General features: G+C 63.6%; 17 protein-coding genes and 1 pseudogene. 8 read left to right on the top strand and 10 right to left on the bottom strand.

The features are described from left to right. Window positions 1-362: 362 nt before the first annotated feature. The 4 genes from BM222_RS22615 to BM222_RS22600 form a co-directional block, all read right to left on the bottom strand. Window positions 363-1,163: a helix-turn-helix domain-containing protein gene (locus BM222_RS22615; RefSeq protein WP_092232249.1), complete on the bottom strand. Its 801-nt coding sequence runs from the start codon at window positions 1,161-1,163 to the stop codon at window positions 363-365. Window positions 1,164-1,338: 175 nt separating this feature from the next. After that, entirely contained in the window at window positions 1,339-1,995 is a 657-nt protein-coding gene (locus tag BM222_RS22610) for a glutathione S-transferase family protein (protein WP_092232295.1), read from the bottom strand. Then, window positions 1,995-3,158 carry an acyl-CoA dehydrogenase family protein gene (locus BM222_RS22605; protein WP_092232246.1) on the bottom strand — a complete coding sequence of 388 codons (1,164 nt, stop codon included), beginning with the start codon at window positions 3,156-3,158 and terminating at the stop codon, window positions 1,995-1,997. The genes BM222_RS22610 and BM222_RS22605 overlap by 1 nt, the downstream gene beginning before the upstream one ends. Before the next feature lie 118 nt (window positions 3,159-3,276). Continuing rightward, window positions 3,277-4,413, bottom strand: coding sequence for an acyl-CoA dehydrogenase family protein (locus tag BM222_RS22600; protein ID WP_092232243.1), 1,137 nt, complete (start codon window positions 4,411-4,413; stop codon window positions 3,277-3,279). Window positions 4,414-4,677: 264 nt separating this feature from the next. On the opposite strand from BM222_RS22600, the gene BM222_RS22595 reads away from it, so the two are divergent. Both BM222_RS22595 and BM222_RS22590 read left to right on the top strand, forming a co-directional pair. Further along, window positions 4,678-6,228, top strand: coding sequence for an acyl-CoA synthetase (locus BM222_RS22595; RefSeq protein WP_092232240.1), 1,551 nt, complete (start codon window positions 4,678-4,680; stop codon window positions 6,226-6,228). 72 nt (window positions 6,229-6,300) lie between these two features. Continuing rightward, window positions 6,301-7,521 (top strand): ABC transporter substrate-binding protein, encoded by a 1,221-nt coding sequence (locus BM222_RS22590; protein ID WP_092232237.1) that lies wholly within the window; start codon window positions 6,301-6,303, stop codon window positions 7,519-7,521. A gap of 74 nt (window positions 7,522-7,595) precedes the next feature. Here the strand turns inward: BM222_RS22590 and BM222_RS22585 are convergent, their stop codons facing one another. Next, a complete protein-coding gene (locus tag BM222_RS22585; protein WP_092232232.1) occupies window positions 7,596-8,366 on the bottom strand; it encodes a helix-turn-helix domain-containing protein in 771 nt (256 codons plus the stop codon). Between the two features lie 186 nt (window positions 8,367-8,552). Between BM222_RS22585 and BM222_RS22580 the strand changes: the two genes are divergently transcribed. The 4 genes and pseudogenes from BM222_RS22580 (at window position 8,553) to BM222_RS22565 (ending at window position 12,860) form a co-directional block, all read left to right on the top strand. After that, window positions 8,553-8,918 carry a hypothetical protein gene (locus tag BM222_RS22580; protein WP_244547214.1) on the top strand — a complete coding sequence of 122 codons (366 nt, stop codon included), beginning with the start codon at window positions 8,553-8,555 and terminating at the stop codon, window positions 8,916-8,918. Window positions 8,919-9,166: 248 nt separating this feature from the next. Continuing rightward, a pseudogene (locus tag BM222_RS22575) lies at window positions 9,167-9,496 on the top strand (class D sortase); the annotation flags it as partial. Between the two features lie 176 nt (window positions 9,497-9,672). Further along, the gene (locus BM222_RS22570; protein WP_092232229.1) at window positions 9,673-11,892 is read left to right on the top strand and encodes an acetate--CoA ligase family protein; all 2,220 of its coding nucleotides are present in this window, start codon (window positions 9,673-9,675) and stop codon (window positions 11,890-11,892) included. 140 nt (window positions 11,893-12,032) lie between these two features. After that, window positions 12,033-12,860 carry an MlaD family protein gene (locus BM222_RS22565; RefSeq protein WP_092232226.1) on the top strand — a complete coding sequence of 276 codons (828 nt, stop codon included), beginning with the start codon at window positions 12,033-12,035 and terminating at the stop codon, window positions 12,858-12,860. 62 nt (window positions 12,861-12,922) lie between these two features. Here the strand turns inward: BM222_RS22565 and BM222_RS22560 are convergent, their stop codons facing one another. Together BM222_RS22560 and BM222_RS22555 are read right to left on the bottom strand one after the other, a co-directional pair. After that, window positions 12,923-14,425 (bottom strand): flavin-containing monooxygenase, encoded by a 1,503-nt coding sequence (locus tag BM222_RS22560; protein WP_092232223.1) that lies wholly within the window; start codon window positions 14,423-14,425, stop codon window positions 12,923-12,925. A 120-nt stretch (window positions 14,426-14,545) separates the two neighbouring features. Continuing rightward, window positions 14,546-15,304, bottom strand: a complete 759-nt coding sequence (locus BM222_RS22555) for a S1 family peptidase (RefSeq protein WP_177243378.1) — start codon at window positions 15,302-15,304, stop codon at window positions 14,546-14,548. A gap of 87 nt (window positions 15,305-15,391) precedes the next feature. Here BM222_RS22555 and BM222_RS22550 point away from each other — a divergent pair, with 87 nt between their 5' ends. After that, the gene (locus BM222_RS22550; protein WP_177243377.1) at window positions 15,392-16,027 is read left to right on the top strand and encodes an HAD-IA family hydrolase; all 636 of its coding nucleotides are present in this window, start codon (window positions 15,392-15,394) and stop codon (window positions 16,025-16,027) included. 126 nt (window positions 16,028-16,153) lie between these two features. Here the strand turns inward: BM222_RS22550 and mtnA are convergent, their stop codons facing one another. The 3 genes from mtnA to BM222_RS22535 form a co-directional block, all read right to left on the bottom strand. Further along, complete coding sequence (mtnA, locus tag BM222_RS22545) at window positions 16,154-17,263, bottom strand: S-methyl-5-thioribose-1-phosphate isomerase (RefSeq protein ID WP_092232217.1); 1,110 nt, start codon at window positions 17,261-17,263, stop codon at window positions 16,154-16,156. Window positions 17,264-17,281: 18 nt separating this feature from the next. Continuing rightward, complete coding sequence (locus BM222_RS22540) at window positions 17,282-18,157, bottom strand: S-methyl-5'-thioadenosine phosphorylase (RefSeq protein ID WP_092232214.1); 876 nt, start codon at window positions 18,155-18,157, stop codon at window positions 17,282-17,284. 107 nt (window positions 18,158-18,264) lie between these two features. Next, the gene (locus BM222_RS22535; protein ID WP_092232211.1) at window positions 18,265-18,537 is read right to left on the bottom strand and encodes a phosphopantetheine-binding protein; all 273 of its coding nucleotides are present in this window, start codon (window positions 18,535-18,537) and stop codon (window positions 18,265-18,267) included. 358 nt (window positions 18,538-18,895) lie between these two features. On the opposite strand from BM222_RS22535, the gene BM222_RS22530 reads away from it, so the two are divergent. Then, entirely contained in the window at window positions 18,896-20,113 is a 1,218-nt protein-coding gene (locus BM222_RS22530) for an acyl-CoA dehydrogenase family protein (protein WP_092232208.1), read from the top strand. The last annotated feature ends 11 nt before the right edge of the window (window positions 20,114-20,124 follow it).

The raw sequence follows: 20,124 nt of genomic DNA, 5'->3' as shown, positions 1-20,124 counted from the left end.
TGATGCCTTGCGGCAGCGAGGGCACGGCCATGCCCGCGCCTTGCGCAGCGTGGGCGATCGGCTGCTCTACGCCCTGTGCACGGCGCTCAAGCGACAGACCCCGTACGATCCGATCTACAAGAACGTGAACGTGCAGATCACCTCAAAACGGTGAGCCCCATTCCTTTGTTCGGCCTAGGCGACCATTCCTTCGTCCCGACCTGGCGGCCGGCAGAGCGCCGCGCGCAAACGCTGTCAAGGATGCCATCGGCACCGGCGTAGCCGGCGCGAAGCGTCCTGGACAGCGTCGAGCACGGCGGTACTCTCGTCCATTAAGGACAAACACCCCTTGACCACGGGTAGGAGGCCCTACCAGAGCGAGCCTAGCTCGCCTCAGCCAGCCGCACGGTCTCGGTGCTGCGATAGATCGCAAGATCGCGCGAGCCGACGAAGATCGCGCGCGGCTTCAATCCGTAGAAGCGGCGGATCGAGTGGCTGAAATGGGTGCTATCGGGGTAGCCGATGTCCTGCGCGAGATGAGCGAGGTTGAGGTCCTGGTTGGCGAAGTGCAGCAGATGCCGCGCGCGCTTCCAGGCGCGGAAGGAGCGGAACGAGATGCCGGTCTCCTCCTTGAACAGATGCAGGAAGCGCGAGGCCGAGAGGCCCGCCTCTGCCGCGCAGGTATCCGCCGTGACAGGCTCGCCGGAGAAGCGTTCGATGCGGGCAACGGCGCGCGTGACGCGCGGGTCGAGCACGCGGCGCGGCAGTGCTTCGCCAAAGCACATCTCGTCGAATTCAGCGGTGGTAATGTCGCCATAGCGGCGTTGCCGCAGCAGCGCGTAGGCGGCGAGGATTTTTCTGGCGTACGCAGCGCGATCCGGCCCCGTCAGCCGCCGGGCCAGGGCCTCCAGCACGCCGTCTGGCATGCTTTCCGGCTCGAGCGTCACGCTGATTGCGGTGCGGTAGTCGCTGGCGATGGAATGCCGCTGGTTCGGCAGGGTGACGAACAGTTCCGCGGTGGCGAGGGCGTCGTCGATGGTGAGATGCAGGCTACCCTTCACCGCCACATAGACATGGCAGCAGCCCGGGGTCCGCTTGCGAGGCCTGCCGAGCAAACCGGCATAGAACACCCGCTCCGGCGTGATCAGCATGAGATGGTCGGATTCGCGACCCGTGTCTTCCATTGGGTATCCTCCTCGCGCGGCTCTTTGGCCGCTGCGGACGGAGTCAGCTTAGCGGAAATTTGGGCGCTGTCACGGCGGGGTAGCGCTGTCATGGCGCGCAAAAAATTACCATTCCGGGACGACGACCAATCTTCCCGGAACCGCGACGAGATCGTAGTCCCGCCCTACGGAATGTCTACGGTCTCACGCGCGGCGCAACGTTCTGTTCGGTGCCGGCCTTCTGCTCGGCAGCAACAGCGCGCTTGAACCCATCGCGCTGCTGCAGGCGCGCCCAATAGGCTGCGACATTAGGCCCGAAATCCCTGGCAAGCCCAATATTATCCGCGAGCCGAAGCGCATAACCGATGGCAATGTCAGCAGCGGTGAAGCGGCCCGCGCACAAGGTTTCGGCATTCGCGGTCGCTGCTTCGACGGCGCGCAGGCGGCCCAGAAACCACTTGGCATAGTCCGTGGCGACCTGCGGATTGCGGCGCTCCTCCGGCTCGATCTGAGTGTAGCGAAGCACCAGCGTTTGCGGGAAGGTCAACGTCGCGTCGCTGAAATACATCCAGTTCAGGAAGGCGCCATAGGCGGGATCGTCGGGGCCGACCATCAGCGGCGTCGGGCCATGCTTGACGCCGAGATAGTGGCAGATGCCTGATGACTCCGTCATCCTGGTCTCGCCGTCGACCATGAACGGAATCGTGCCCAATGGATTGAGCGCGAGATAGTCCTTGGCGAAGACGCGCGGCGGGAACGGCAGCATCTTCAGCTCGTAGGGCAGCCCCATCTCCTCCAGCATCCAGAGCGGGCGGAACGAGCGCGCGGCGTCGCAATGATAGAGCGTGATCATCATGCCTTCCCTTTACTGCCTGGCAGCGTGCCCATCATCTTGCATAGGACCATCAGCATGACCTCGTCGGCGCCGCCGCCGATCGAGGTCAGGCGGCTGTCGCGATAAGCGCGGCTGACCGGCGTCTCGTTGGTAAAGCCCATTCCGCCCCAATATTGCAAGCAGGCGTCGGTGAGCTCGCGGCCGAGCCGGCCGGCCTTCAGCTTGGCCATGGTCGCAAGTTTCGTGACGTCCTCGCCCGCGACCAGCTGCTCGGCCGCGCGATAGATCAGCGAACGCAAGAGCTCGACCTCGGTCTGCATCTCCGCGAGCTTGAAGTGGACGATTTGGTTGTCCAGGATGCTCTGGCCGAAGGCTTTGCGGTTGCGGGTGAATTCGATGGTCTCGTTGATGATGTATTCGTGCGCCTTGAGACAGGCGGCCGCACCCCAGAGCCGCTCCTCCTGGAACTGGATCATCTGGTAGGTAAAGCCCTTGCCCTCCTCGCCGATCCGATTGCGCTTTGGCACGCGGACATTGTCGAAGAAGATCTGCGCGGTATCGGAGGAGCGCATGCCGAGCTTGTCGAGCTTTCGGGCCATGGTGACGCCCTTGCTCTTCATGGGCACGCAAATCAGGGATTTGTTGCGGTGAACCGGGCCATCACCGGTGTTGGCGAGCAGGCAGATCCAGTCGGCCTGGGTGCCATTGGTGATCCACATCTTGCCGCCGGTGATGAGGTAATCGTCGCCGTCGGAGCGCGCCTGGGTCTTGATGGAGGCGACGTCCGAGCCCGCGCCAGGCTCGGAGACGCCGATGCAGGCGACGTAATCGCCTGCTATCGAGGGGCTGAGGAATTCGCGCCGCACCTCGTCGGAGCCGAACCGGGCCAGCGCCGGCGTTGCCATATCGGTCTGCACCCCGATCGCCATCGGCACGCCGCCGCAAGTGATGGCCCCTAATTCCTCCGCCATCATCAGCGCGTAGGAATAGTCGAGGCCAGAACCGCCGAACGCCACCGGCTTGTTCAGGCCGAGGAAGCCGAGACTGCCCATCTTCTTGAACAGCTCATGCGCCGGAAAGATGTCGGCCTTCTCCCATTCATCGACGTACGGATTGATCTCGTTGGCTATGAATTTTTGCAGGGAGCGACGGATCTCGTCGTGGTCGGCGGTGAATAGCATTGCTTTTCCTTCGTCATTCCGTGGCGTGCGAAGCGCGAACCCGGAATCTCGAAATTGTAAGACTCATCTCTGGATTCCGGGCTCGACGCTTCGCGTCGCCCCGGAATGACGGTAACAGTCACAACCCCATCTGCCGGCTCGCCAGATCCTTCATGATCTCCTCGGTGCCGCCGCCGATGGCGTTCACCTTGACTTCGCGGTAGATGCGCTCGGCCTTGATGCCGCGCATGAAGCCGGCGCCGCCAAAAATCTGCACGGCTTCCGAGGCGCAGAACGCCATGGTCTGGGTTGCCTGGTTCTTCATCATGCAGATTTCCGCGACCGGGCTTTCGCCCTGCTCGAGCCGCCAGGCCAGCATCTCCAGCATCGCCTGCGAGGCCGCGACCTTCTGCGCCATGTCGACGATCTTGTGCCTGATGACCTGATGCTGGGCCAGCGGCTTGCCGAACGTCTTGCGCTCCTTGGAATAGGCGATCGCCTCATCGAGACAGACGCGCGCGAAAGCTGTGCAGCCCGCGGCCATGCCCATCCGTTCGCTGTTGAAATTCCGCATGATGATCTTGAAGCCTTGGCCCTCCTCGCCGATCAAGTTTTCGGCCGGCACGCGGCACTCATCGAAATGCAATGTCGCGGTGTCGGACGCCCACCAGCCCATCTTCTTCAGTTTCGTGCGTGACAGGCCGGGCGTATCGCCCTCGATCAGGAGCAGGCTGACGCCACCGGCGCCCTCGTCACCGGTCCGCACGGCAACCGTCAGATAGTCGGCGCGCACCCCTGATGTGATGAAGGTTTTTTCGCCGCTCACGACGTAGTGATTGCCGTCGCGCCGGGCGCGGGTGCGCAGGTTCGCGACATCAGAACCGCCACCCGGCTCGGTGATCGCGAGCGCAGAGATCTTCTCACCTGAGAGCACCTGCGGCAGCACGCGCGCCTTCACCTCCGGCCGCGCTGCGCGTGCGATCGGCGGCGAACCGATGGTGTGGCTCATCAGGCTGGCGCTGACGCCCCCGGCCCCGGCCCGAGCCAGCTCCTGGGTCGCGACGATCCTCATGAACTGGTCGGCAACGATCCCGCCATATTCCTCGGGGAATCCGAGCCCCAACAGACCGATCTCTGCCGCCTTGCGGTAGAGCGCGCGGGGGAATTCGCCGGCTTCGTCCCATTCATGGGCGAACGGGGTGATCTCCTTGTCGACGAAGCGGCGCATGACGTCGCGGAAGGCGTCGTGCTCGGCGGTATAGAACGGGCTCTTCATGGCTTGCGCGCCTTCGGCGATTCCTGTCGTTTCACCATGGCCGGAACGTTTGCGGGCCACTTGCGCGCAGTGGCTGCCCCGAAAGGCCTGCTGCTGCAGGTCCTCGCCTAGCAACTCAACGCAAGACGATTTTCGCCCCTCGCAGGCCAACTCCAAACAAAAAAGACGACTGCACAAAAACTCCCGGCTGGCCTCCCAGGCCACGCCGGGCATGGTGCACAGCACTCACATTCAGGCGGCAAAAGACCGCCGAGGGAGGGATTGTTGGCCGTTCGTTACTACGACTGGATCGCCCATCATGCCCGTCGCGCGCCTTCCAAGATCGCGGCCGTCGATCTCGCGAGCGAGCGCCGCTTCACCTATGCGCAGTTCGACGCCCGCGTCTCACGCCTTGCCTCGTTCTTCCGTCATACGCTGAAGGTTTCGCGCGGCGACCGCGTCGCCATGCTGGCGCTGAACACGACCGATACGCTGGAGGTGCAATTCGCCTGCGGACGATTAGGCGCCGTGTTCGTGCCGCTGAACACCCGCCTCACGATTCCGGAGCTTCAGTTCATCACCGCCGATTGTGCGCCGAAGCTGATGATCCACGATGCCGATCTGGCCGAGACGGCGATCACCGTAGCAAAGCTCTGCAACGTCGGGACCAGCCTGCTGCTCGGCGCCGACGGCACCTATGAGTCCGGCATCGCCGCGGCCAAGCTGCTCGACCGTACCGAGGAGGTCACGCTCGATGATATCTCCACCATCATGTACACGTCGGGCACGACGGGACATCCGAAGGGCGCAACCATCACCCACGGCATGACCTTCTGGAATTGCGCCAATCTCGGCGGCCCCGCCTGCATCGGGCCGGCCTCGGTGCTGCTCACCGTGCTGCCGCTGTTCCATACCGGTGGGCTGAACTGCTACACCAATCCCGTGATGCACGCCGGCGGCACCGTGCTGATCATGCGCGCCTTCGATCCCGCCACCGCGCTCGGCCTGATCGGCGCCCCCGCGCAAGGCATCAATGTGTTCTTCGGCGTGCCTGCGATCTACCAGTTCATGGCGCAGCATCCGGCCTTCGCGACCACCGATCTCAGCCGACTGATCGTCTGCGGCGTCGGCGGCGCGCCGATGCCGGTGCCGCTGTTGAAAACATGGGAGGCACGTGGTGTCGCGCTCCAGCAGGGCTATGGCATGACCGAGACCTCGCCGGCCGTGCTGGTGCTCGACCGCGAGGATGCAGCGCGGAAAGCGGGCTCTGCCGGCAAGCCGGTGCTGCACACCGAGGTGCGTATCGTTCGCCCCGACGGCAGTGATGCCGAGGTCGGCGAGCTCGGAGAGCTCTGGGTCAAGGGACCGAACATCACGCCGGGCTACTGGAACAGGCCCGAGGCGAACAAGACATCCTTCACCGATGGCTGGCTGCACACGGGCGATGCGACGCGCGTCGATGAGGAGGGCTTCTACTATATCGTCGACCGCTGGAAGGACATGTACATCTCCGGCGGCGAGAACGTCTATCCAGCCGAGGTCGAGAACGTGCTGCACCAGCTTGGCGCGATCGCGGAAGCGGCGGTGATCGGCATCCCTGATCCGCAATGGGGCGAGGTCGGCCTCGCCATCGTCGCGACCAGAAAAGGCCAACGGCTGACGGAAGCTGACGTCTTCGCGCATTGCGCCGCCAATCTCGCGCGCTTCAAATGCCCGCGCCAGGTTCGCTTCGTCGATGCGCTGCCGCGCAACGCCACCGGCAAGATCCACAAGCCGACCTTGCGCAAGGAATTCTCGGTGGCCTCCGAGGTGGACAAGAAGGTCGCCAACGCCTGATCAAGCGCTCCTCTCGGGCGCTTTGTTTTTCGACGTGCCTGCTCCAACCCAGACGAACCGCAAGGAATTTTCATGAACAGGAAACTCTCCCTGCTTGCCGCAGCAACCGCGTTGACCCTGCTCACGACCGAGGGTGCCTTCGCGCAGAAGGCGTACGACCCCGGCGTCACCGACACCGAAATCAAGATCGGCAATGTCGAGGCCTATTCCGGCCCGGCCTCCGCCTACGGCGTCATCGGCAAGACCGAAGACGCCTATTTCAAGATGATCAACGACCAGGGTGGCATCAACGGCCGCAAGATCAACTTCATCTCCTACGACGACGGCTACTCGCCGCCGAAGACGGTGGAGCAGATCCGCAAGCTGATCGAGAGCGACGAGGTGTTCCTCGTCTTCAACGCGCTGGGCACGCCGACCCAGAGCGCCGTGCAGAAATACCATAACTCCAAGAAAGTGCCGCAGCTCTTCCTCGCCACCGGCGCCAGCAAGTGGAATGATCCGAAGAATTTCCCCTGGACCATGGGCTTCCAGCCCAGCTACCGGGTCGAGGCGCGGATCTTCGCCAAATACATCCTGAAGGAGAAGCCGGACGCGAAGGTTGCGATCTTCTACGCCAACGACGATTTCGGCAAGGACTACCTGGCCGGCATCAAGGACGTGTTCGGCGACAAGGCCTCCAAGCTGATCGTGGCCGAGGAAAGCTATGAAACCTCGGAGCCCTCGATCGACGCCCACATCGTCAAGCTCAAGGACACCGGCGCCGATGTCTTCGTGAACATCTCGACCCCGAAATTCGCAGCGCAGGCCATCAAGAAGATCGCCGAGCTCGGCTGGAAGCCGATGCATCTGATGACTGACGTCTCCGTGTCGATCGGCGCGGTGATGAAGCCCGCCGGCCTCGAGGCCTCGGAGGGCGTGCTGTCGGCCGGTTACCTCAAGGATGCGTCCGATCCGCAATGGAAGGATGATGCCGGCATGAAAAAGTTCATGGCCTTCATCGAGAAGTACATGCCGGGCGCGAACATCTCGGACGCCAATCTGGTCTACGGCTATGCCGCAGCCCAGACCATGGTGCAGGTGCTGAAGCAGGCAGGGGACAATCTGACCCGCGACAACGTGATGAAGCAGGCCGCCAGCCTGAAGGACTTCACCCCCGACACGCTGATCCCGGGGATTACGATCAACACCTCGGCCACCGACTTCGCGCCGATCGAACAGCTCAAGATGTGGCGGTTCAAGAGCGGCCAGTGGGAGCTGTTCGGCCCCATCATCAGCGCCGAGCCGAGCGGCTAGTTTTGGCCGCAGGCAACCGACACTGCGAGATAGCGGCCGCCGGGCCGCTATTTCCCATGCGCCAGCAGGCGAGATCAAGCCGGCAGGAAAAGCGCAAAGGAGTCGTCGACGGTACGCCGAAGATGATCTCGATACAGCTTGTAGTTCGCATGGTCCGGCGAGATCCGGCCGACAGCCGGATCGGCGATGATTCGTGCCGGCACATAGGCGATCGGCGCCGCGACCGGCGTCAGTTGCGACCCGGCGCCGGCGCGTAGCGTCGAGATGATGCCATACATCGCGCCTGATACGGTCGGCCGCGACACCGTGATCACGCGGTGCTGGCCATGCTTGTTGATGACGAGATAGATGAAGCCGGACTGGTGCGGCACGGCAACTTCACCAGTGTGCTCATAGGCCGTATCCGTCCGCTCGCCCTCGCGGAAAACCAGCGACGAGACCCTCGGCTCCCAGACGATCTCGGTGCGATAGGCAAAGATCGCATCCTTGTCGCCAAACGACGGACGCAGCGTGATGTAGACGCCCTCGATCCAGGTCACGGCCCGATGCGAATAAGAGCCGAGACTGTCGGGCGCGACATCGTTACCAACAGCCGGCGCCGGCGCAACGATGCTCTTGCGCAAGGACACGCCCAGCGCCTGCTCGAGCCGGACCGTGGTGGCCAGCGTGAACGGACGGCGGCCGCCGAGCGCCTTTTCCAGCGTCGACAGGCTGAGCTTGGCCTGCTCGGCCAGCGCTTGCCGTGAAATCCGGCGTCTCGCGATTTCCTCGCGGATCGTCTCCGCGACCTCCCGGCTCTGCTCGTCCGAAAGCTGCCTGTCCGAGAGCTTGTCTTGCATCTGCATCGTTAACCCCGCTCCACGCCCGCTACTCTAGCAGGGCGGACAAGTCAGCACAAAACCGGACATGACCGCCAAAGCGGCGGCCCGGGAGACGAACCGCGGCGGAACATTGCCGATCATTCTGCTCGCGAAATCGCCCCCGTCCGACCGATGCTCAGCGAGGTCTAACACCGTTCGGGAGCAAGCCAAATGGACACTTACGACACAGTCGACAGCGACGAACACCCAGACGAACACCCCTGGCTCAACAGGCTGATCAAGGTCGGACTTTTCCTTCTGGCGCAAAGCATTGCCGTGCTCCTGGTCAGTTTCGTCGCCCTGCTGGTGAGCTTCGAGACCTCCTGGTCGGCGACGACAGAGCAAGCGAGGCTGCTCCAGCCCGGCGACGCCAAATCCGGCACCCTCCTGCTACAGAAGGACGGCATCACGACGGAAGCCATCCGCCTCGGAACCGATTTCGACATCACGGTCTCCGGCCCGACGCTGCGCACGCGCGTCACGTCGAGGCGACCTATGTCTATCCACTCGCCGGTGACGGCGCCGTCGATGCGCTGAGGATGATCGTTGGTCTCAATCATGATCGTGCTCGCCTTGATCCTGTTCGTGTTCAACCGGCGTCAGGCCTTGCTCACTGGCGCCGCTTGAAAGAGGAGCACCCCGAACTCCTCTGTTAGCGCGCGCGGCTGCCGTCCCGAAACCAACGGCCGCGCGCGCCTTTTTTCTCGTCATTGCGAGCGCAGTGAAACAATCCAGACTGCCGCCTCGGAAAGACTCTGGATTGCTTTGCTTCGCTCGCAATGACGAAGGCGCTCGCCTTCGGGCCCGGGCACATCAGCGAGACGGTTGGCGCCGGCGAGCGTGGCGTCGCCGTGTATGCGGCGCATCGCGATACCCACTTCCGCTTCTTGCGCGAGGTTGCCATTGGCGACGTGATCGATGCCACGCGCAGTGACGGCAAACGCTTTCGCTATCGCGCGGATTCCACGGCGGTCGTCCATTTCGACGCATCGGGCATCGATCCCGCGACTCGAGGCTTCGAGCTCGTGCTTGCGACTTGCTGGCCGTTTGACGCGGTCACGTCAGGCCCCGCACGCTACCTGCTGCATGCCACCTTGATCGAAGAGCGTGGATAGCTCTGCGCAATCGGTCGCTCCGGTATCGATTCAGCGCTCACAACATTGCAATCGCTCATTCCGCCGTGCGGCATGCAGCGCTGCTGGTTGCCACTCCACGCAACTCCCCATACGATCACGTGACACGCCGCCAAAGAGAACAACAGATCAAAAAGAACAACAGAAGAGGTCATGCCATGGAAGCTCGCGTCTCTGCCGCGTCGGGTCATGCCCGCCCATGGTCTCCGTCGCCCGATGCCAGCGACGTCGTCAAAGGCATCCACGCCATGCTGCATCCCCGCAATATCGTGCTGGTGGGCGCCACCGACAAGCCGGGCAATTACGCCGAGCGCATCTGGAACAACCTTGTCAAATACGGGTTCGAGGGCGGGCTCTATCCGCTCAATGCCAAGCGCGAAACCATCTGGGGCGTTCCCTGCTACAAGGATTTTGCGAGCCTCCCGGAGAAGCCTGATCACGTTTTGGTGCTGGTGCCCGCACGCTTTGCCGTGCAGGTGATCCGCGACGCCGCCGCAGCCGGTGCCCGGTCCGCCACCATCGTCACCTCGGGCTTCAGCGAGCTGCAGGACGAGGAGAGCCAGAAGCTCGCCGTCGAGCTGCGCCAGGCCGTGCGCGAGACCGGGCTCGCCGTCACCGGCCCGAACTGCCTGGGCAATTTGAGCGCCGGTGAAAAGCTCTTCACCAATATCGACGACCGAATCGTCACCATGGAACAAGGCCCGGTGGCGATCGCCGGGCAATCCGGTGCCATCGTGATGGCGATCCGTCAGGCGCTGGAAGATCGCGGCGTCGGCGTCGGCTACATGGCGACAACCGGCAACGAGACCGGGCTCGAGACGCCGGACCTGATGCGCTATTTCGCCGAGGATCCGAGCGTCAAGGTGATCGTGGTCTATCTCGAAGGCGTGCGCAACACCAAGGCGTTTCGCGACGCCTGCAAGGCTGCGCGAGCCGCAAGCAAGCCGGTGATCGCGCTCAAGCTCGGATCGTCAGAGGGTGGCCGCGCCGCCGCGATGGCGCATACCGGCGCGCTTGCGGGCTCGATTGAGACCTTCGATGCGATAGCAACCCGCGAAGGCGTGATCCGCGTGAGCGGGCTCGACGAGCTGATCGAGACCACCGAATGCTTCGTCCACGCCGCTGTCCCCAGGGGCGACCGGCTTGCGGCAGTCACGCTGTCAGGCGGCAAGCGCGGCATGCTGCTGGACGCCTTCTATGCCGAAGGCCTGAATTTTGCGCCGCTGAACCCTCATGTCAGCAGCGAACTGGCAAAAATGCTCGGGCCGGGCTCGATCGTCGGCAATCCGCTTGATGCCGGCTTTGCCGCGGTGGTCGATCCCTCCGTCTACATGAAATCGATCAAGCTGATGATCGACGACCCTGATATCGACATCGTCATTGTCGACGCCGAGTTTCCCAAGGCGCCGCACGAGCAGCGCGAGCGCAATTTGCGCATCGTCAACGAGATGGCGAGCCGCGCCTCGAAACCCGTGATCTATATCAGCGCGATGTCGATCGGCTTCACCGAGTTCACCAAAGGCTTGCGCAAATCGCTGCCGCATCTCGTCGTGATGCAGGGCATGGACCGCGCGGTGACCGCGATCAAATCGCTGCTCGCCTATGCGAAGCTGCGCAAGGAAGTTCCCGACATCGTCTCGAGCTCGAAGCCCGCCGCGCGGGCCGTGCTGGAGAAGGCACTGAAATCCGCGAGTGGCGCCGCGCTCGACGAGGTCGCCTCGAAGAAGCTGCTGAAAGCTTATGGCATCCCGGTCTCCAGGGAGGCAATCGCGCAGACGGCGACGGAGGCCGCGAAGATCGCCGGGCAGATCGGCTTCCCGGTCGTCGCCAAGGTCGTCAGCGCCGAGATCCTGCACAAATCCGACATCGGCGGCGTGGTGCTGAACCTCAACAGTGCGGCCGAGGTGAAGAAGGCGTTTGCCGACATCACCGCGCGGGTGAAAAAGCTGAAAGGCAAACCTGATCTTGACGGCATCCTGATCGCGCAGCAGGTCAAGGCCGACCTCGAGCTCGTGGTCGGCGCCTCGCTCGATGCCGAGATGGGACCCGTCGTGCTGTTCGGCACCGGCGGCATCGATATCGAGCTGATGAAGGACGTGGCATTGGCGGGCGCACCGCTGGACGAGGCCGAGGCGCGGCTCCTGATCGGCCGCACCAAGGCCGGCATCAAGATGCGCGGCTATCGCGGCAAGCCAGCATTGCACGAGGCGTCCGCCGTGAAGGCGCTGGTCGGGCTGTCCAATTTGATTGCGGACGCCGGCAACCGGATCGCGTCAATCGATGTCAATCCGTTCCTGATCAATGCCAAGACGGGTGTCGCTGTCGATGCGCTGATCGTGTTGAACAATGCCGCCGCCAAACGCGCCGCCAAGCATTGATGTCGCGTAGGGCGGATTAGCGCGGCGTAATCCGCCAACTGATCCTGATTGAGACGACGGCGGGTTACGCTCCGCTAACCTGCCCTACGTACCATCCGGCCTGCTTCCAACTTCCCGGCTTTGGTCGTAGAGTCACCCGCATGGCACGCGCGAGCAATCTGGTGATCGGAACGGCGACGCTGACGGTGATCGCCGTCGCGTTCGGCGGCCTGCTCGGCGTGCAGAAATGGCGCGCCAGCCAGAGCCGCAGCCAGTTGCGCGTCGTGTTCGAGGGTGGTTCCGCGAGCGGCCTGCGCAGCGGCGGCCCGGTTAATTTCGACGGCGTGCCGGCTGGCCAGATCCTCTCGATCAAGCTGGAGAGTCCGCGCAAGGTCGTGGCGCTGGTGTCCGTCGACAACGCCGCGCCGCTGCGCAAGGACACAGTGGCCGGCATCGAGTTCCAGGGCCTCACCGGTATCGCCGCGGTCTCGCTGATCGGCGGTGCTCCCTCCGCGCCGCCGGTGCCGCTCGATGCCGACGGCATCCCCGTACTGACCGCCGATCTCAGCGATGCCGAATCCATCGTCGATACGCTTCACAGCGTCGATCGCACGATCGTCAGCAACGCGCCCGCCATCACGGAGGGCCTGCGCACGTTCGAGGACCATACCGTCGATCTCAGAGGCAAGGGTGACGAGATCGACGCGGTGATGCTCAAGGTCGACAATGCATTTGCCGGCTTCGACGGGGCGGTCACCAAGATCGAGGGCGCGGTGCCCGGCATCATCGATGGCAAGACCGACGAATTGTTCGAAAAAGTGAAGGGGCTGCACGAGCTCGCCGACACCATGAAGAAGAAATCGGCGAGCTTCCTCGAAGACACAAGGCGTTCGCTGCTCGACCTCAGCGAGGCCGCCAACAAGATGGGCGGCATGCCTGCCGCCGCCGCCCCGCGCCCGCCGCGCAAGCCGGCGCAGCAGAAGCGCTAGAGCCCACCATTTGTGGCGCACGACGCCCTTGCCGGCATTGGAGCGCGTGACGTTCGAAAACCTCACCCGTACACAAACGCCTTGTCATCCAGATCCGTCTTCGGGATTTCGTCCTTCTCGGTCCAGTAATCCTGGCTGTGTTGCCATTCCGGCTTGTCGCCGCGCTTGGGCAGCAAGTTCATGTTCCGCATGATGTAGCCGGGGTTGAAGTTTTCCGGATCGATCCAGGGCAGGATCGGCATGTCGTGGTCTTCGGCGCGCAAGGACACCTCGACCTTCTTCTTGCCCTTCGCCTTCATGTGGCCGAGCAGGCGGCAAACGAAATCCGCGACGAGATCGACGCGCAAGGTCCAGCTGGCGCGGAAATAGCCGAACACCCAGGCCATGTTCGGCACGCCCGTGAACATCATGCCGCGATAGGTGACCGTTTCGCCGAAAGCGAGGGGCTTGCCGTCAATCTCGAAGGCAATATCGCCGAGCGCCGAGAGATTGAAGCCGGTCGCAGTGATGATGACGTCGGCCTGCAGCAGCTGGCCTGACTTCAGCTGAATGCCGTTCTCGACGAAACATTCGATCTCGTCCGTGACGACCGAGGCCTTGCCACTGGCAATGCCTTTGAACAGATCGGCATCCGGCACGAAGGCGACGCGCTGACGCCACGGCCGGTAGCTCGGCGTGAAGTGCGTCTCGACATCGTAGTCAGGACCGAGCACAGCGCTGATCTGGCCGATCAGCTCCTTCTTCACCTCGTCCGGCTTGGACAGGCAGAGCTTCGTGAACGCATCCTGCTCGAACAGAATCTTGCGGCGGACGATCTCGTGGATCCAGGCTTCGTCGACCTGGAGCCGGCGCAATTCCTCCGCGATCTCGATGGCGTTACGCCCCAAGCGGAAATAAGTCGGCGAGCGCTGCAACATGGTGACATGCGCGCAGTCGTCCGCGATGTTCGGCACCAGGGTCGCCGCCGTCGCGCCCGAGCCGATCACGACGACCTTCTTGTTCTTGAGATCGATGTCATCAGGCCAGGTCTGCGGATGGACGATGCGGCCCTTGAAGCGGTCCATGCCCTTCCATTCCGGCGTGTAGCCTTCCGAATGGCGATAATAGCCCTGGCACATCCAGAGAAAGTTCGCGGTAAAGATCTTTGCTTCGCCTGTGTCGGTCATAACAGCCTCGATGGTCCAGAGATTCTGCTCGCTGGACCAGTTCGCCGAGACGATCTTGTGCTTGTAACGGATGTGGCGGGCGATATCGTTCTCGTCGATTACCTCGTTCATATAAGCGAGGATCTCCTCGGCCGTCGCGATCGGCGGCCCGACCCAGGGCTTGAAGCTGTAGCCGAAGGTATGGAGATCGCTGTCCGAGCGAATGCCGGGATAGCGATGCGTGCTCCAGGTGCCGCCGAAGGTCGCCTGCGTCTCCAGGATGACGTAGCTCGTGCCCGGAAGCTGCTTGGTGACGTGATAGGCGCTGCCGATGCCGGAAATGCCGGCGCCGACGATCAGCACGTCGAAATGTTCCGAAGCCTGTTTAGCCGAGGCGTGATTGCGAACAGCGACATTCATTGTTGATTCTATGCCTTGTCTTGTTCAGGCCGCCTTGATGGCGGCGCGTTTCCTCTGCGACGGACGTGGTCACCCATCGCGCTTCCCTCGCAAAATGGCATAGATCAAGTCGCGATCAAACTACAACGCCGCGCCCCAGCTCCGCGCCGTCTGCAAGATCCAGTCGCGATAGAGCGTCAGCGGCGTGACCCCGGTCAACCCGCCACAGCCAGCGGCGCCATTCGGCCCCGTCGACCAGCTGATGACGCCAACAAGCACGGCACGATCAGGCTTGTCCTCGAACACGGGGCCACCGGAATCGCCGGTGCAGGCGCCAATTCCGTCGCGAACGCCGTTGGTTAGGGGATCGACCAGGCGGATCTGGAACGTGCCGGGCTGGCCGGTGGCAACAAGGCCGGCAACGCGAATTGCGCCACCGCTCTTGCCATCGCCGCGCATGGTGACGCCGATCCCGGCGATGGTGAAACGGCTGCCGACCTGGATTGGAATATTGGGCGCGCCGACTGGCACTGCCGATTTTCCCTTGAGTGGAATTTCAAGTTGCAGCAATGCCACGTCGGCGGTGGCACGATGCGCCAGCATCGCCTGCATGTTGAAGCCCGGATGGATCGCGACCGTGCGGACGTTCAGCAATTGCGGCTGACCGTCGGGGCCGCGATCGACGATCTTGTAATCTGCGCCGGGCTGCACGCAGTGGGCGACCGTCAGTACGACCTCCGGTGCGATCAGGCTGCCAGTACAGAAATTGCCGCGCGAGCCGACGATGGTGACGACGGCGCGTGCAACACCTTCGGTCTGCGGCGTCCCGCCGCCGACGATGGCATGAGCGGGCATCGTGAGCAGCAGCGTGGCTGTCATGAGAGTGACGAGCTTCTTCATGGGAACATGCTCTGGCATCGGCGGGACTGGCCCTTGCCGATAGCGCATGCTAGCCCTCTTGGAAAGCAATTGACGAGGGCGGCATTGGTGGCGATCGAGGCTGTGATCTTTGATTTTGGCGGCGTGCTGACGAGCTCGCCGTTCGAGGCATTCTCGCGATTCGAAACAGAGCGCGGTCTGCCGGCCGACATCATCCGACGCACCAATGCGGCCAATCATCTGGAAAATGCCTGGGCCAAATTTGAGCGCGCCGAGGTCGATATCGAGACATTCGACAAGCTGTTCGCGGCGGAATCACTCGCGCTCGGCGCGGAGGTTCGCGGCCGCGAGGTGCTGCCGCTGCTGCAGGGCGATCTGCGTCCCGAGATGGTCGAAGCGCTGAAGCGCATCAAGGCGCAATTCAAGACCGGCTGTATCACCAACAATCTGCCAGCCAACGCCATCGGCAGCATGACCGGACGCTCGCTCTACGTTGCCGAGGTGATGGTGCTGTTCGACCACGTCATCGAATCCGCCAAGATCGGCCTCCGCAAACCTGATCCGCGGATTTACCAGCTGATGGTCGAGACGCTGAACGTCGATCCGAAGAACTGCGTTTATCTCGATGATCTCGGCGTGAATCTGAAGCCCGCACGCGAGAAGGGCATGACCACGATCAAGGTGACGAGCGGCGCGCAGGCGATCGCCGAGCTGGAGGCCGCGACGGGGCTCAAGCTTGGATAGTCGACCATCCTCGTCATTGCGAGGAGCGAAGCGACGAAGCAATCCAGAGTCTTTCCGCGGAAGGCCTCTGCTTCGTCGCTTCGCTCGCAATGACGGCGCGGGGCGACCTCGCCTCGCGCGATCCGCCTATTCCGCCGCGGCGGCGATGCGCTCTGGGAACGCAGCTGCGAGCGCGGCGCGATCCGGCTTGAGCACCCCGCGTTCGGTTATGAGCCCGGTGACTAGCCGCGCCGGTGTCACGTCAAACGCATAGTTCGCGACCGGTGAGCCCTCGGGCACGATCCGCACAGTCTCGAGCCTTCCATCCACGGTGCGGCCAGTCATCTCGGTCACTTCCGTGCCGCTGCGCTGCTCGATCGGGATGTCGCGGATGCCGTCGTCAACCGCGAAATCGATCGTCGGCGACGGCAACGCGACATAGAACGGCACGCCATTGTCGTGCGCGGCAAGCGCCTTCAGATAGGTGCCGATCTTGTTGCAGACGTCGCCATTGGCGGCGACGCGGTCGGTGCCGACGATGGCGAGATCGACCATGCCGTGCTGCATCAGATGGCCGCCGGTGTTGTCGGGGATCACGGTGTGCGGTACGCCGTGATGGCCGAGCTCCCACGCCGTGAGCGAGGCCCCCTGGTTGCGCGGCCGGGTCTCGTCGACCCAGACATGGATCTTGATGCCGCGCTCATGTGCGAGATAGATCGGCGCGGTCGCGGTGCCCCAGTCCACGGTGGCGAGCCAGCCGGCGTTGCAATGCGTCAGCACGTTGACCGTCTCGCCCGGCTTCTTCTTCGCCACGATCGCATCGATCAGCGCAAGGCCGTTGGCAGCGATGCCGCGGTTGATCTCGACGTCCTGTTCCACGATCTCGTCGGCGCGGGCATACGCCGCTTCCGCCCGTTCGACCGGATCGATCGGCGCGAGCGCCGTGCGCATCTCGTCCAGCGCCCATTTCAGGTTGATCGCCGTCGGCCGCGCCACGACCAGCGTGTCATAGGCGCGTTTCAAGCCGGCATCGGAGGCGTCCTCGCGCATCGCGAGCGCCATGCCATAAGCCGCGGTCGCACCGATCAGCGGCGCACCGCGCACCAGCATATCCCGTATCGCGACCGCCGCGTCCTCACACGAAGTCAGGCGCGCGACGACGAAGTCGTGCGGCAGCCGGCGTTGGTCGATCGCGCCCACCGACCAGCCGTCACGCTCGCGCCAGATGCTGCGGAAATGCTTGCCGTCGACTTTCATGGCGTTCTGCCTCTCACTTCAACCGCGCAGGATGCGCCCGGCCACCGCGTCGAGTTTCATCAGGAGTTCGGGATCGCGCGCCTCCGGCGCCGTGATCAGCGCGGTGTCGAGCGCGCGCTCCGAACCGATCGGGCACAGCTCATGCTCGCGCGGGAAATCCCTGGCGAGCCGCGCCACGAGTGACTTCGCCTTGTCGGCGTTCGACGTCAGCACGCGGATGATGTCCTGCACGGTGACGGCGTCGTGATCGGGATGCCAGCAGTCGAAATCCGTGACCATCGCGACGGTCGCGTAGCAGATCTCCGCCTCGCGGGCGAGCTTTGCCTCGGGCATGTTGGTCATGCCGATCACGGAATAGCCTGATGTCTTGTAGGTCATGCTCTCCGCATAGGTGGAGAATTGTGGCCCCTCCATGCAGACATAGGTACCGCCGCGCGCGATCGCTATGCCCTCGGCCTCGGCGGCCGCAGCAAGGTGAATCCGCAGCCGCGGCGAAACCGGATGCGCCATCGAGACATGCGCAACGCAGCCCTTGCCGAAGAACGAGCTTTCGCGCTTGTAAGTGCGGTCGACGAACTGGTCGACGAGCACGAAGGTGCCGGGCGGCAGCTCCTCCTTGAAGGAGCCGCAGGCCGACAGCGAGATCAGGTCGGTGACGCCGGCCCGCTTCAGCACGTCGATATTGGCGCGATAGTTGATGTCGGAGGGCGACAGCCGGTGGCCCTTGTCGTGTCGCGGCAGGAACACGATCGGCAGCCCGGCAATGGTGCCGCGCCGCACGGGTGCCGATGGATCGCCCCAGGGGCTCTTGATCACCTCTTCGTGCGCACCCTCGAGACCCGGCAAATCGTAGATGCCGGAGCCGCCGATGATGCCCAATACCGCCTGCGTCATGCCTGCTCCACCCTGTCCGCCACGCGCGACATGGTCAAGCTATGCCAGTTTTGGGACGGATTTGGAACGGGGGTCGTGGGGTCCGGCGGGTGGCGGCGGTGGCTTGATCAAGCCGCCTTTGCCAGCTTCAACTGGGTTGCGACCATGCGCTCCAGCGTCTCGACGGACTGGAAATTCTCCGGCGTGATCTCGGTTTGCGGAATCGTGAAGTCGAACTCGGCTTCGACGCCCAGCATCAGATTGACCATGTCCATCGAGGTCAGGCCGGCGTCGACGAGCTTCGTCGACGGTGCGACGTCCGCGGTGAGCGCATTCTGCTCGAGGATATCTTTCACCAGCTTGATGATGCGATTGCACACGTCGGTGTCGAAGGCCTGCATGGTTAAGTTCCCGTCTGTCCATCATGGGTCGAACCGGTCGCCCGGTACGATGGCCGCGACGGGCCGATCTCACAATGGGCGCCAGCATTACTTCGCGTGTCTTAGTAAACGATGACTCAGATTGTCTGGAATCTCGGCCGCTTCCAGATCCCTAACGCGGCCGCTGAAAATCCCACGCTGCAAACAACCGGACCTTAACTGTTCAGTCGGAATTGCAGTTCGTTTACCCTCTATTTCATCGACGAATTTGAATTAAATCCGTAGCCTCGTCTCACAACCAAAGAAGGTCGGAGCATCGCTGATACGCCATCGCGAATGATGGCGGCGATCCATCACGACGCAACGGAGGCGGACGAGCATGAACGTGCGTGAAGCAGTCCTCACTGTCGACGAAGCGCAGCCGAGCCCCCTCGAGCCGGGCCCCTCATTGATCGAGCGGGCAGCGCGCACCGCAAGCGTGGCTGCGGCCGACGCCGACGGCGTGGATCGCGACGCCCGTTTCCCCCACAAGGCGTTCGACGCCGCGCGTGAACAAGAGCTGCTCGGCGTCATGATCCCGGTCGAATTCGGCGGCTTCGGCGCATCGATCTACGACGTCACCGACATCTGCTACACGCTCGGGCGCGCCTGCGCGTCGACCGCGATGATCTACGCGATGCACCAGACCAAGGTCGCCTGCGTCGTCAGGCACGGCCATGGCATTCTCTGGATGGAAACCATGATGCGGCGGGTCGCCCGCGACCAGTGGCTGCTCGCCTCCTCCACCACTGAAGGCCAGAACGGCGGCAACATCCGCGCCAGCGCCGCCGCCGTCGACGTCGCCGGCGACACCGTTTCGCTGCTGCGCGACGCCACGGTGATTTCGTACGGCGCCCAAGCCGACGGCCTCGTCACCATCGCCCGCCGCGCCACCGGGGCGGCCGCCTCGGACCAGGTCCTGCTGGCGCTCGCCAAGGACGATTATTCGCTGAAGCAGACGCTGGGATGGGAAACGCTCGGCATGCGCGGGACCTGCTCGACCGGCTTCGAGCTGAAGGTCGATTGCCCCGCCGACCGCGTCTTCCCGGAAGCCTATGACAAGATCCACGCACAGACCATGACACCGTTCGCGCATCTGTGCTGGTCGTCGGCCTGGGCCGGCATCGCCGCCGCATCGGTCACGCGTGCGCAGGCGTTCGTCCGCAAGGCCGCCCGTAGCTCCGGCGGTCAGATGCCGCCGGCCGCCGCGCATTTCACCGCCGCAAAAATGTCGCTGGCGAAGCTGCGGGCACTGATTGCCGCAAATGTCGATGCCTTCGCCCGGGTCGAACATGATGAGCGCGCGCTCGGCTCGCTCGACTTCCAGTCCTCGATCACGCTGCTGAAGGTGCAGGCCTCCGAGCTCGCGGTCGAGACCGTGATGCATGCGATGCGCACGGCGGGTCTTTCCGGCTACCGCAATGACGGCGAGTTCACCATGGGCCGCCATCTGCGCGACGTGCTGTCGTCGCCGATCATGATCAACAATGACCGCATTCTGGCCAACGCCGCCACCGCCACCCTGATGAGCGGCGTGCCGACAAGCCTTCGTGACTGAACCAACAAGAA

The organism is Bradyrhizobium sp. Gha (assembly GCF_900113735.1).
GTDB lineage: Bacteria > Pseudomonadota > Alphaproteobacteria > Rhizobiales > Xanthobacteraceae > Bradyrhizobium.
The sequence above is the reverse complement of the archived record's forward strand: the minus strand, read 5'-3'. Positions and strand labels throughout refer to the sequence as shown.

Bases quoted from the DNA above. Each gene is read 5' to 3' on its own strand.
- BM222_RS22590 (WP_092232237.1), top strand. From the start codon at position 6,301: ATGAACAGGAAACTCTCCCTGCTTGCCGCAGCAACCGCGTTGACCCTG.
- BM222_RS22555 (WP_177243378.1), bottom strand. From the start codon at position 15,304: ATGAAGAAGCTCGTCACTCTCATGACAGCCACGCTGCTGCTCACGATG.
- BM222_RS22560 (WP_092232223.1), bottom strand. From the start codon at position 14,425: ATGAATGTCGCTGTTCGCAATCACGCCTCGGCTAAACAGGCTTCGGAA.
- mtnA (WP_092232217.1), bottom strand. From the start codon at position 17,263: ATGAAAGTCGACGGCAAGCATTTCCGCAGCATCTGGCGCGAGCGTGAC.
- BM222_RS22580 (WP_244547214.1), top strand. From the start codon at position 8,553: ATGGACACTTACGACACAGTCGACAGCGACGAACACCCAGACGAACAC.
- BM222_RS22610 (WP_092232295.1), bottom strand. From the start codon at position 1,995: ATGATCACGCTCTATCATTGCGACGCCGCGCGCTCGTTCCGCCCGCTC.
- BM222_RS22540 (WP_092232214.1), bottom strand. From the start codon at position 18,157: ATGACGCAGGCGGTATTGGGCATCATCGGCGGCTCCGGCATCTACGAT.
- BM222_RS22535 (WP_092232211.1), bottom strand. From the start codon at position 18,537: ATGCAGGCCTTCGACACCGACGTGTGCAATCGCATCATCAAGCTGGTG.
- BM222_RS22615 (WP_092232249.1), bottom strand. From the start codon at position 1,163: ATGGAAGACACGGGTCGCGAATCCGACCATCTCATGCTGATCACGCCG.
- BM222_RS22605 (WP_092232246.1), bottom strand. From the start codon at position 3,158: ATGCTATTCACCGCCGACCACGACGAGATCCGTCGCTCCCTGCAAAAA.
- BM222_RS22600 (WP_092232243.1), bottom strand. From the start codon at position 4,413: ATGAAGAGCCCGTTCTATACCGCCGAGCACGACGCCTTCCGCGACGTC.
- BM222_RS22530 (WP_092232208.1), top strand. From the start codon at position 18,896: ATGAACGTGCGTGAAGCAGTCCTCACTGTCGACGAAGCGCAGCCGAGC.
- BM222_RS22585 (WP_092232232.1), bottom strand. From the start codon at position 8,366: ATGCAGATGCAAGACAAGCTCTCGGACAGGCAGCTTTCGGACGAGCAG.
- BM222_RS22570 (WP_092232229.1), top strand. From the start codon at position 9,673: ATGGAAGCTCGCGTCTCTGCCGCGTCGGGTCATGCCCGCCCATGGTCT.
- BM222_RS22565 (WP_092232226.1), top strand. From the start codon at position 12,033: ATGGCACGCGCGAGCAATCTGGTGATCGGAACGGCGACGCTGACGGTG.